Consider the following 11,967-nt stretch of genomic DNA (forward strand, 5'->3'; position numbering starts at 1 on the left):
CTTCCGGCAGCAGGTGTCGTCGTAGAAAAAACCCCGCGGATCCGGGCGGATCCGCGGGGCCAATATGGCACATGCAGCGGGGTTCATCCACCCCGCTCAGCGGTTCTGGGCCGCTTTCTTCGCCTTGGCGTCCTCGATGGACTGCAGGTCGGTCATGCGCTGCACCTGCGTCCGCGCCGACCCTTCGTAGCGCGGATTGCCGGCCCCGACGCAGGACTGGAACTTGCCCTTCGCCGTCTCGAAATCGCCGAGGCATTCGTAGGCCAGACCCCACGAATAGTTCACCGCGGCCAGGTTCGCGCGTCCCTGTGAGGCCAGGTCGCCGGCGGCCTTCGCCGCCCGGGCGCTGGCTTCGCTGCACATGCCGGCCTCGACCATGACCTGGATCATCGAGCCCGTGGCCTGGGCGTCGGTGGGCTTGAGGGCCAGGTACTTCTCATACGTGGCCACGCTGGCCCGCTTGTTCGCGACGGCGTCCTGCGCCCGCGCGAGGGTCAGCAGCGCGCTGCTGTTGTCCGGCTCCTTCTGGACGAGCGGCTCGAGCAGGGCGATGGCGCCCTGGTAGTCCTTGGCCGACATCTTCTGCTTGACCATGTCGTAGGTCGTCGAGCCGCCGGCCTGGGCGCCGTACTTGGCCGTCAGGCCCTCGTAGTACGCGGCCTTCTCCATGTTGCCGTTGGCCTTCTGCTGGGCGGCGGCCTTCTCGGCCGACTTGGACAGCTGGCCCAGGATCCGGTCGCGGTTGTCCGGGCAAACTTCGAGGGCGTGCTCGAGGGTCTCCACCGACTGGGGGTTGTAGCCCGAGGCGTAGTGCATGACGGCCAGGTTGAAGAGCACGCCGCAGTCGTCGGGCGCCAGGCGCTCGGCCTTCATGAACTCGGCCCGCGCCTCCTTGTACTTCTTGAGGCGGGCGTACGTCTTGCCCAGGAAGTCGAAATCGTTGGCCTCGACCTCGTCCCCGCGCAGCTCGATGACCTTCTGGAAGTAGGGCACGGCCGCGGTCAGGCTCGCCTCGTCCCCCTTGCTCATCAGCGCGATGCCGATGCCGCGCGTCGCCTCGACGTGCTCGGGGCAGACCGCGATGATGGACTGCATCCGGGCGATCGCCTGGTCCCACTGCTGGGAGGCCAGGAATTCGGCGGCCGACTGGTAGGCCAGGTTGGCCTCCTGCATCTGGCCGGGCTGGCACTCGGCCCGGACCGCCTGCGGCGCGGCCACGGCCGCCAGCAGCAGGACGAGACCGCAGAGCGCACGGAAAAGGGTGTTGTTCCTCGCTGGGGACACGGGGGATACCTCCGGTTGCGTGAGGGGGAAGCGCCGGGCAAAGAAAATCCCGGCCGTCGTACCGGGTGCTCCTGCAAGATAGCAGTCCACCCGGTCGCCTGTCAATTCCAGGTCGAGAACGACTCCCATCCTCGTTTCGGTGTGCCGGCGTCGTCGACGGTCTCCCCGCGGGGGCCCACGGCCGGCGGCGGGGTCAGGGGCAAACCCCGGCCGGTCCGTCCGGGTTCCCGCCATCCGCGTCCCCGGCCGCCGCGTCCCGGTAGGCCGTCCGCACCGCGAATCCCGCATCCGTCCGGGTGCCGAAGACCACCAGCGGCCAGGCGGCCTCGGCCATCATCCGGTCGCAGAAGGCGAAAAGACCGATCGAATCGTCCTGATCCTCCAGACCGGCGAGGGCCAGGACCCGGGGAGCCGTCGGCAGCAACGTCCCCAGCCCCCGCTCCCCCCCGACCAGTTCGGCGAGGTGGTCCCAAGTCAGGACGGCGTGCGCGGGCAGATCGGCCAGCGGGCCGCTCGGGGCCGCTCCGCTCCGGGCGATGTTCCGGCCGGCCGGCCCCCCCACGGCGCCGACCCCGACCGCGAGCAGCGCGAGCGACGTCCGGGCGGGCCAGGAACCCGCCACGACGGCCGGATCGGCCAGCGGCCGCCCGGCCTCGGGACCCACCGTCACCAGCACGACGTGATCGGGCAACAGCCGGCCGAGCTCGTCCGCCTGCTCCGCGGTGATGTCCGCGACCTGTCCGGCCTCGGCCTCGTCGCCGCCGTGGACATGCACGACGCCTGCCGGGACCATCGGCTTGCCGGCGACGAGGTCGGACCACGCCACCGTCGGCCCCCTGGGCGCGGACGCTCCCCCGGCCCCGATCGTGGCGACCGCGACCGCAACGCCTTCATCCCGGTAGACCGCGACCATGGCCGAGAGGAAGTCCTCCCGACCGCCGCAGCCGCCGATGGCCACCAGGTGCCCGCCTTCCCGGGGCAGGAAGAGATGCCAGGGCTGGGCGAATCCGAAACTCATGGGGATGTCGCTCCTCCGTGCTGCAGCGTCCCATACCAGGCAAGGGTCCGCTCGATCATCTTCTCGCGGGTGAAGCGCTCCCGGAACCGGCGGCGCCCCGCTTCGCCCAGCCGCCGACGCAACGCGGCGTCGCCGTGCAGCCGGGCCAGGGCCGCCGCGAGACCGTCCACGTCGCCGGGCGACACCAGCAGTCCCGTCTCCCCGGGAATCCCGACCTCCGGCACGCCGGTCGGCAGGTCGGTCGCGACCACCGGCACGCCGGCGGCCATGGCCTCCAGCTGGACGAGGCCGAAGGCTTCGCTCTCGTCGACGCTCGGCAGCACCAGCGCGCGGGCCTCGCCCAGGCGCGCCGCGATGCCGGTTTCGTCCAGCGTGCCGGCGAACCGCACCCGGCCACCGAGTCCCAACTCGTCGACCAGGGCCGCCCAACCGGGCCCGCACGGCCCCTCGCCGACGAGGACGAGTTCGGCCCCGGGCACGCGGGCCAGCGCCCGCAACAGCACATCGCCCCCCTTGTAGGGGACGAGACGCCCGACGAACAGGAACGGTCCGTCCCGCCGCGGCTCGACCTCGCTCCACGGCTGCAGCGGCAGTCCGAACGGCAGCACCGCCACGCGGTCGCGATGGGAGGCCAGCACCGGCGACCCGTCGCGCAGCGCGCCGCTCGCCACCGCGATGCCGGTCGCCCGCCGCAGGCAGCCCTGCAGGAGGGGCGACACCAGACGCCGGCCCAGGCGCTGCCTCGTGATGTCGGCGTGGTACCACACGGCCAGGGGCGGCAGGTCGTGCCCCGGCAGGGCCGCCAGCGCCAGCCAGGCCGCGGCCGCCAGGGGATTGGGCAGGTGCAGGTGCACGATATCGGGCCGCCAGCCGGCGATCTCGCGCCGCAGCAGGGCCGGCAAACCGAGGGTCAGCGGCTGCGACTGGATCGTCCCGGCGACCCCGGCCCGCAGCAGGACCACCGATCCGCCGCCCTCGCCGCCGAGGACTTCCCGCACGTCTTCGGAGCCGCCGCCCGCCACGACGACCGACACCGCCGCGCCCGCCGCCGCCTGGCCCTCGGCGAGGGCCTGCAACGCCGTTTCCATGCCGCCGCGGTACGGCGGGTAGTACTTGCCCACGTGCATGATCCGCATGGCGCGTATGGTAGTCCACGGGTCGCGGGCCGACAAACAAAACCCCTCCCGCGTCGCCGCGGGAGGGGTCGTGTGTGCGGGCGTCGCAGGCTGGGGGCTACATCATGCCGCCCATGCCGCCCATGCCACCCATGTCCGGCATGGCCGGACCGCTGTCCTTGGCCGGCTCGTCGGTGATGCAGACCTCGGTGGTCAGCAGCATCGCGGCGATCGAGGCGGCGTTCTGGATGGCCGAGCGGGTCACCTTGGCGGGGTCGATGATCCCGGCCTCCATGAGGTCCTCGTACTCGAGGCTCGCGGCGTTGAACCCGATCGTGGCCTTCTTCTCGTCGCGCAGGCGGGCCACCACGAGGCTGCCCTCGATGCCCGCGTTGGCGGCGATCATGCGCAGGGGCTCCTCGACGGCGCGGGCCACGATGTCGCGACCGACCGCCTCCTCGCCCGTCAGGTCGAGCTTCTGGATGGCCTTGACGGTCTTCAGCAGCGCCACGCCGCCACCGACCACGATGCCCTCCTCGACCGCGGCGCGGGTGGCGCTCAGGGCGTCCTCGACGCGGTGCTTCTTCTCCTTCATCTCGACCTCGGTGGTGGCGCCGACGCGGATGACCGCGACGCCGCCCGCCAGCTTGGCCAGGCGCTCCTGCAGCTTCTCACGGTCGTAGTCGCTGCTGGTGTCCTCGATCTGGGCGCGGATCTGGGCGATGCGGGCCTTGACGTCCCCGGCCTTGCCCTGGCCGCCCACGATGGTCGTGTTGTCCTTGTCGATGGTGATCTTCGAGCACTGGCCCAGATCGGCCGTGGTCGTGTTCTCCAGCTTCAGGCCGGCGTCCTCGCTCATGACGCGGCCACCGGTCAGCACGGCGATGTCCTCGAGCATGGCCTTGCGGCGGTCGCCGAAGCCCGGCGCCTTCACCGCGGCGATGTTCAGGGTGCCGCGCAGCTTGTTCACGACCAGGGTCGCCAGGGCCTCGCCCTCGACGTCCTCGGCGATGATCAGCAGCGGGCGGCCCATCTGCGCGACCTTCTCCAGGATCGGCAGCAGGTCCTTCATCGAGGCGATCTTCTTGTCGAAGATCAGGACCAGCGGGTGGTCCAGCTCGACGCGCATCTGCTCGGCGTTGGTCACGAAGTACGGGCTCAGGTAGCCGCGGTCGAACTGCATGCCCTCGACCACGTCCAGCTCCATCTCGGTGCCCTTGGCCTCTTCGACGGTGATGACGCCGTCCTTGCCGACCTTCTCCATCGCCTCGGCGATCATGCCGCCGATGGCCTTGTCGTTGTTGGCCGAGATGGCCGCGACGTTGGCGATGGTCGCGCTGTCCTTGACCTGCTTCGCCTGCTTCTTGATCTCGGCCACGGCCGCGGCGGTGGCAGCCTCGATGCCCTTCTTGACGAACATCGGGTTGGCGCCGGCGGCGAGGTTGCGCAGGCCCTCGTTGATCATGCTCTGGGCGAGGATCGTCGCGGTGGTGGTGCCGTCGCCGGCCACGTCGTTGGTCTTGCTGGCGACTTCCTTGACCATCTGGGCGCCCATGTTCTGGAAGGGCTCCTTGAGCTCGATCTCGCGGGCGATGGTCACGCCGTCGTTGGTGACCAGCGGCGCACCGAACTTCTTGTCCAGGATGACGTTCCGGCCACGGGGGCCGAGGGTGATCTTGACGGCGTTGGCCAGGGCATCCACGCCCTTCTTGAGCTCGTCACGCGCGTCTTCGCTGAAGTGGATCATCTTCGCCATTGTTCTACTCTCCTTGGAGGGTTGCCGGCCGGGGGCCGGATCGGTTCCGTTGATGGGCGCGGCGCCGGAACTAGCCCAGGATGGCCAGCACGTCGCTCTCGCGCAGGATCAGGTAGTCCTTGCCGTCCACGTTCACTTCGGTGCCGGCGTACTTGCCGTACAGCACGACATCGCCCTTCTTCACCTCGGGAGCGACGCGCTCGCCGCTGTCGCTCACGGTGCCGGGGCCGACGGCCACGATCTTGCCCTGCTGGGGCTTCTCCTTGGCGGTATCCGGAATGATGATGCCGCCCTTGACGGTTTCCTTCTCCATGGGCGCCACGATGACGCGGTCAGCCAGGGGCTTGATGCTCAGGGCCATGCCTAGATCCTCCAGTTCGGCTCATTGAGCCCGGGTCTGCGGGCGGCGAGACACCGTTTGGCAGTCTCGCCTGCGGATTGCTAACTGACCGCAATATACCGGACGAAAGGGGCGTCGCAAGCCCCGCCGCAATTTTTCAGGCGGATTCCGGGTTAGCAGCGACAAAACCGCCAAAATGGCAGCAAGTTCTGCCATTCGGACTCGTCCGACGCTGGTCTGGCAGCGGTGGGTCAGGATGTCGGGAGCGGCACCGTTCCCCGGGCCACGGCCGCAAGACGTGCGGCGAGCCGCTCGAGGGGCACCGCTTCGTCGGCGAGGCCGGCCAGCTCGACGGCGCGCGGCATGCCGTAGACGGCGCAGGACGCTTCGGTCTGGGTGAGGCAGTAGGGCCGGCGCGGCCGGAGGGCCCGCAGGCCGGCGAGACCGTCCTCCCCCATCCCGGTCATCACGACGGTGAGCACCCGTCGCGAGCCGTCCACGGCGGCGAGCGAGCGCAGCAGCACGTTGGCGGACGGTCGCACCCCCAGCTCCGGCGGCCCGTCGTGCAGCACCACGCGGGGACGCGCGGCCGACCCGCCCACCTCGAGATGGCGACCTCCCGGAGCCACCACGACGTCTCCGGCGGCGAGGACTTCGCCGTCCCGTCCTTCCCGCACGGCGAGGCACGCGCGGGCGTCGAGACTCTCGGCCAGGGCCCGGGTGAAATCGGGGGGCATGTGCTGCACCACGACAATCGGCGTCGGGTAGTCGGCGGGAAGGAGGGGAACGACCCGGCCCAGGGCTTCGGGGCCTCCGGTCGAAACCGCGATGACCGTGATCCAGAACGGACCCTGGGGCGCGCGTTGGCCCGCCGGCCCGCCGCCCCCGGCCGGGGCGGCACGCCCGTGGGCCCGCCCCGCCGCGGCGATGAGCGGTGCGAAGCGGGTGGAGAGTTCGGTCACCACGCGCCGGAATGGTCCCGGCGCGGGACGGGTGACGATGGCGCTGGCGCCGCGGAAGCGGGCCAGGCCGGCCGGACCCGGTCCGGCATTCCGTTCGGCGACCCCGATGACCGTCACGCGCGGATCTTCGTGCCGCAGCCGCCCCACGAGGTCGGGGCCCGCGCCCGCGGCCAGGGACAGGTCGACCACCGCCACATCGGGACGCCGGGCGGCGGCCAGACGGCGCGCCTCCGCTGCCGAAGCGGCGTGCGCCACGGCGTCGACGCCCGGCAGGCCGGCGAGCACGTCGCCGAGGACCCGGCGGAAGACGGGATTCGCGTCGACGACCAGGATGCTCAGGCCCATAGGGATCCTTTCGGGGTCGGCCCCGCCCCACACACGTCGCGGCGGATGAGACGATTCCGGACCCGCCGGCGCCGCACCCTCGCCTCCCTATCGGACCTTCGGCCCCCGATCTTTACGGATACCGCCGGGAGGCCGACCTTTCAGGCCGTGCGGCGCCGCCAGAGGACCGCCGCCCCCCGCAGCGTCCAGAGGGGATCCCAGGGCTGCTCCGCGGTGGCCACGTAGCGGCCGCAGCCGCCGGTCAGGACGACATGGAGGTCGGGATACCGCGCGGAGAACGCCTCGATCACGCCGGCCACCCCGTGCACCCCCACGTGGAAGGCCCCTCGCTGCATCGCGTCGTGGGTGTTGCGGCCGGGCGCGAACGGCGCCGACGCGAAGGGCACCGGCGCCAGCCGGGCCGCCCGCTCCCCCAGCGCCTCGGCGGCCAGGGCCATCCCGGGAGCGATGAAGCCGCCGACGAAGGCCCCGGCGAGCAGGAGGTCGAAGGTGGTCGCCGTGCCGGCGTCCACCACCAGCACCGCGTCGCGGCCGAGTGCGGCGGCGGCAGCCATGTTGCAGAGCCGATCGGCCCCCACCCGTTCGGGCGCCTCCACGTCGCAGCGGAAGGGCAGATCCCACGTGTGATCGACGACGGCCAGGGCGGGAAGGCGCTCGCGCAGCCGTTCCGTCGCCGCCGGCGAGACGCTGACCAGGACGGACGGCAACGTCGGGGTGCCGGCCGCCAGTGCCGCGACGCCCGCCGCGGGCGACGGGTCGGTCGTGGTCGGCGTCGGCAGGACGCCCAACTCTTCGCCGCCCTGCCAGAGCTGCGCCCCGCACGGATCGTCGCGCCACACGGCAACGCGCGTCTTCGTGTTGCCCGCATCGAGGACGACGCACCCGGTGCGTTCGGCAGCGCCGCTCATGGTCCCTCCAGGTTCCGGTCGCGATCGGGCACGAGGTGGACGTCCCCCGCCCGGAACCGCAATTCGGCGCCGCCCCCTGCCGGCGCGACCCGCAGCGCCCCGGCGTCGTCGATGCCCACGGCCCGGCCGAAGTGCACGTCCTCGCCGGCGATGATCTGCACGTCGTGGCCGAGCAGGCAGTCCAGCAGGGCGAGGGAACCCCGGTACGGCTCCCAGCCCTCCGCTTCGTAGCGGTCCAGTTCGGCGTCGACCCGGGCGATGACGCGCCCGCCCACCTCGCCGGGCCGCACCACGCGGCCCGTCTCGATCAGGATGCTCGTGGCGCGGCCCTGCAGGTCGGCGGGGAAGCCGTCGGGACGGGTCGTCAGGTTCAGGCCCAGCCCGCCGATGACGAGGCGATCGTCCGGCGGGCCGCTGCGCTGGAGCAGGATGCCGCCGAGTTTCCGCCCCCGCACCATGATGTCGTTGGGCCACTTCAGCCGCGCGTCCAGGTGGAAGTCCTCGCGCAGCACGAGGGCCGTGATCAGGCCGAGCCAAACCGAGACGCCCCGCTCGACGGCCGCCCGGTGCCGCGGCACGACGACCGACAGGTGCAGGCCGCCGCAGTCGCGCCAGCGACGCCCCTGCCGACCGTGGCCGTCGGTCTGGACCCGTGCCACCACGACGGTGCCGGGGCGGGGAGCCGTCACCGGCGCCTGCGAGGCGGGCGCCGCCGCGTTCCAGCCCCAGCCGTCCCAGGTGCACAACCGCCCCGGGGCCGGCCGCCCGCGCCCGAGCAGGAAGTCGTTCGTGCTGCCCACCTCGTCGAGCAGGTACAACGCCGCCCCGTCGCGGACGAAGCGGGCGCCGGGACGGAAGTCCGCCAGCCCGAACCAGTCGCGGTGGACCGGACCGCCTGCCGCCGGGTGCCTCACGACCGCTCCATGTCCAGGCCCAGGTCCCAGGCCGGTGCCGAGTGGGTGAGCCGCCCCACCGAGGCCGCGTCGACGCCGGCCCGCGCATACGCGCCGATCGTGTCCAGGTCGACGTTGCCCGACGACTCGAGCAGGGTCGCGGACCCGGCGGCGTCGCGCAGGCGCACCGCGGCGGCCGTGGTCGCGACATCGAAGTTGTCCAGGAGGATCCACTCCACCCCCAGAGGCAGCACCGCTTCGAGCTGGGCCATGTCGTCCACCTCGACCTCGACCGCGAGAGCCGGATACCGCTCGCGGGACCGCCGCACCAGGGTCGCGATGTCGCCGCCGCCGGCGGCCCAGTGGTTGTCCTTGAGCATGATGCGGTCGTACAACCCCATGCGGTGGTTGTGACCGCCGCCGCAACGGACGGCGTACTTGGCGAGAGCCCGGTAGCCGGGCAGCGTCTTGCGCGTGTCGAGGACGCGGCACGGCGTGCCCGCCACCGCGGCCACGTAGCGGGCGGTGAGGGTGGCGATGCCCCCGAGCTGCTGCAGGAAGTTCAGGGCCGTGCGCTCGCCGGTGAGCAGCGGCGCCACCGGGCCGCGCACCTCGGCCACGACCGTGCCGGCGGCCACCGCCGTGCCGTCGGGCACGAGCGCGGACACCGTCACCGCCGCATCGAGCAGGCGGTACAGGGGCGCCAGCAGGGGCAGCCCCGCCACCACGCCGGCGGCGCGGGCCGTGAAGGCGCCCCTCGCGGTCGCCCCCGCGACGGCCGTCACGTCGGTGCTCGCGTCACCGGGGCCGACATCCTCGGCCAGGCTCTGCCGCAGCAGGGCCTCGAGCCAGGCGTCGGCAGGAAAGGTGCGACTCACATCGTTCATGCGGTGTCTCCCCGGGCGTCGGCGTCGCCGAGACCCCACTGGGCCTTGAGGTCCTCCATGCGGTCCCGCAGGGCCGCCGCCTTCTCGAACTCCAGCGCCTTGGCGGCCTCGCGCATGGCACGGTCGAGCATCTCGACCATCTCGCGCGGCGACATGGCCTGGTCGATGACGGCCTCCCACGGCCGCGGGTCCGCCGCCGGCGCCTCCAGCCCCCGCTCGCCCGCGGCGGCGGTCTGCTGGAGGATCTCTGCGCGACTCTTGGTGACCGTGCGGGGCACCAGGCCGTGCTCCTCGTTCCAGGCCAGCTGCCTCGCCCGGCGGCGGTTGGTTTCCGAGATGGCCCGCTCCATCGAATGGGTGACCCGATCGGCGTACATCACGACCCGTCCGTTGACGTTCCGCGCGGCCCGGCCCGCGGTCTGGATCAGCGAGCGTTCGGAACGCAGGAAGCCCTCGCGGTCGGCATCGAGGATCGCCACGAGCGAGACCTCCGGCAGATCGAGCCCTTCGCGCAGCAGGTTCACGCCGACGATCACCTCGGTCTCTCCCAACCGCAACCGCCGCAGGATCTCGATCCGATCGAGGGCCGAGATGTCCGAATGGAGGTAGGTCACCTTCACGCCGGCTGCCGCGAGGTATTCCGTCAGGTCCTCGCTCATCTTCTTGGTCAGCGTCGTGACCAGGACCCGCTCCCCGCGCCCGGTGACCACGCGGATCTTCTCGAGGAGGTCGTCCACCTGGTCGGCCACGGGCAGCACGTCGATGGGCGGGTCGACCAGCCCCGTGGGCCGGATCACCTGTTCGACGACGACGCCCGCGCACTTGGCCAGCTCGTAGTCCGCCGGCGTCGCCGAGACGAAGACGGTGCGGGGCATCATCTCCTCGAATTCCGCGAACAGCAACGGGCGGTTGTCGAGGGCGCTCGGCAGGCGGAAGCCGTGTTCGACGAGACTCGTCTTGCGCGACCGGTCGCCGTGGTACATGGCGCCGATCTGCGGGATCGTCGCATGGGACTCGTCGATGATCATGAGGTAGTCGTCGGGGAAGTAGTCGAGCAGGCAGGCCGGACGTTCGCCGGCCTGGCGTCGATCGAAGTAGCGCGAATAGTTCTCCACGCCGGCGCAATGCCCGATCTGCTGGATCATCTCCATGTCGTAGCGCGTGCGCGACGCCAGGCGCTGGGCCTCGAGCGGCTTGCCGGCCGCGTCGAGCTGCCCCAACCTCTCCTCCAGGTCGCGCCCGATCTCGTCGACGATCACGCCCACGCCCTCGGGCCCGGTGACGAACTGGGTCGCCGGATAGATGACGGTGTCGTCCGCCGGCCCGAGCACCCGGCCGGTGAGCGGCTCGATCCAGGCCATGGCTTCGATCTCGTCGCCGAAGAACTCCACGCGCAGCACCCGCTCCTCGTAGGCCGACCGGATCTCCACCGTGTCGCCGCGCGCCCGGAAGGTCCCGTAGCCGGGCTCCAGGTCGTTGCGTCCGTACTGGTTCTTCACGAGTCGGGCCAGGAGGTCGTCACGGTCCATCTCCAGACCGACCCGCAGGGGAATGCGGCTTTCCCTGAACGTGGTCGGGTTGCCGACACCGTAGATGGCCGACACGCTGGCGACGACGATCACGTCGTCCCGCGTGAGCAGGTTGCTGGTGGCGCGGAGCCGCAGACGCTCGATCTCGTCGTTGATCGAGGTGTCCTTCTCGATGTAGGTGTTCGTGGCCGGAATGAACGCCTCGGGCTGATAGTAGTCGTAGTAGGAGATGAAGAACTCGACGGCGTTGTCCGGGAAGAAGCCCTTCAGTTCCCCGTAGAGCTGGGCCGCGAGGGTCTTGTTGTGGCTGAAGACCAGCGCCGGCCGATCGAGCTGGGCGATGACGTTCGCCATGGTGAAGGTCTTGCCCGAGCCGGTCACGCCGAGCAGGGTCTGGAAGCGGGTCCCGTTGCGCGCCTCGGCGGTCAATTCGGCGATGGCCGTCGGCTGGTCGCCGGTGGGCGCAAAGGGAGCGACGAGGTTGAAGAGTCCCATGGGCCTCCCGACGGCGCCGGGCTAGTCGCCGTGCGCGTCCAGGAGCAGTTCGCCCCCGGGGCGCAGATTCCGGATGTTGCGCACCTGGCCGTTCAGCGCCACCTCCAGGCCATCGGTGCGATCGAGGCGGAGGCTGAGGTGGTCCTGGGCGCCCCAGTACACCACCAGCCCCCGACTGCTGCGGTACACGCGCCCGGGCTCGATGCCCGTGGCCGGCAGGCGCGGCGCCGACTCGCCGGCCGTGGGCCAACGGGCGCCGCGGAAGGCGGGCGCGGCGTCGAGCTTCACCTCGACACCCACCGGTCGATCGCAGATCACCCGGAGCACCACCGGCCGTTTCTCGCCGCCGGCAAACACCAGGTTGGGTCCGCCGACCACCGGCAGCGGGTCGGGCTGGGCTGCCGCCCCGGTCGCCGTCGGCGCCGGCTTCGCGGC

The 11,967-nt window shown here is 71.6% G+C and carries 11 protein-coding genes; all 11 read right to left on the reverse strand.

Annotated features, from left to right (window positions below):
* Window positions 1-96 precede the first annotated feature (96 nt).
* Window positions 97-1,284, reverse strand: coding sequence for a tetratricopeptide repeat protein (locus tag KDM41_08240; protein MCB1183409.1), 1,188 nt, complete (start codon window positions 1,282-1,284; stop codon window positions 97-99).
* A 193-nt stretch (window positions 1,285-1,477) separates the two neighbouring features.
* The gene (locus tag KDM41_08245) at window positions 1,478-2,302 is read right to left on the reverse strand and encodes a hypothetical protein (protein ID MCB1183410.1); all 825 of its coding nucleotides are present in this window, start codon (window positions 2,300-2,302) and stop codon (window positions 1,478-1,480) included.
* Complete coding sequence (locus KDM41_08250) at window positions 2,299-3,438, reverse strand: glycosyltransferase (GenBank protein MCB1183411.1); 1,140 nt, start codon at window positions 3,436-3,438, stop codon at window positions 2,299-2,301. The genes KDM41_08245 and KDM41_08250 overlap by 4 nt, the downstream gene beginning before the upstream one ends.
* A gap of 97 nt (window positions 3,439-3,535) precedes the next feature.
* Entirely contained in the window at window positions 3,536-5,173 is a 1,638-nt protein-coding gene (gene groL, locus KDM41_08255) for a chaperonin GroEL (GenBank protein MCB1183412.1), read from the reverse strand.
* A 70-nt stretch (window positions 5,174-5,243) separates the two neighbouring features.
* Window positions 5,244-5,534, reverse strand: coding sequence for a co-chaperone GroES (gene groES, locus KDM41_08260; protein MCB1183413.1), 291 nt, complete (start codon window positions 5,532-5,534; stop codon window positions 5,244-5,246).
* Between the two features lie 230 nt (window positions 5,535-5,764).
* Window positions 5,765-6,820, reverse strand: a complete 1,056-nt coding sequence (locus tag KDM41_08265) for a response regulator (GenBank protein ID MCB1183414.1) — start codon at window positions 6,818-6,820, stop codon at window positions 5,765-5,767.
* A gap of 140 nt (window positions 6,821-6,960) precedes the next feature.
* The gene (locus KDM41_08270; GenBank protein MCB1183415.1) at window positions 6,961-7,728 is read right to left on the reverse strand and encodes a type III pantothenate kinase; all 768 of its coding nucleotides are present in this window, start codon (window positions 7,726-7,728) and stop codon (window positions 6,961-6,963) included.
* Complete coding sequence (locus tag KDM41_08275) at window positions 7,725-8,642, reverse strand: biotin--[acetyl-CoA-carboxylase] ligase (GenBank protein MCB1183416.1); 918 nt, start codon at window positions 8,640-8,642, stop codon at window positions 7,725-7,727. Before KDM41_08275 ends, KDM41_08270 begins: the two co-directional genes overlap by 4 nt.
* The gene (nadC, locus tag KDM41_08280) at window positions 8,639-9,508 is read right to left on the reverse strand and encodes a carboxylating nicotinate-nucleotide diphosphorylase (GenBank protein ID MCB1183417.1); all 870 of its coding nucleotides are present in this window, start codon (window positions 9,506-9,508) and stop codon (window positions 8,639-8,641) included. Before nadC ends, KDM41_08275 begins: the two co-directional genes overlap by 4 nt.
* Window positions 9,505-11,532: an excinuclease ABC subunit UvrB gene (gene uvrB / locus KDM41_08285; protein MCB1183418.1), complete on the reverse strand. Its 2,028-nt coding sequence runs from the start codon at window positions 11,530-11,532 to the stop codon at window positions 9,505-9,507. Before uvrB ends, nadC begins: the two co-directional genes overlap by 4 nt.
* A gap of 21 nt (window positions 11,533-11,553) precedes the next feature.
* Window positions 11,554-11,967: hypothetical protein (locus KDM41_08290; protein MCB1183419.1), on the reverse strand; the 414-nt coding region annotated here is incomplete at its 5' end.

The sequence above is a fragment of the bacterium genome (genome assembly GCA_020440705.1).
Classification (GTDB): domain Bacteria; phylum Krumholzibacteriota; class Krumholzibacteriia; order LZORAL124-64-63; family LZORAL124-64-63; genus JAGRNP01.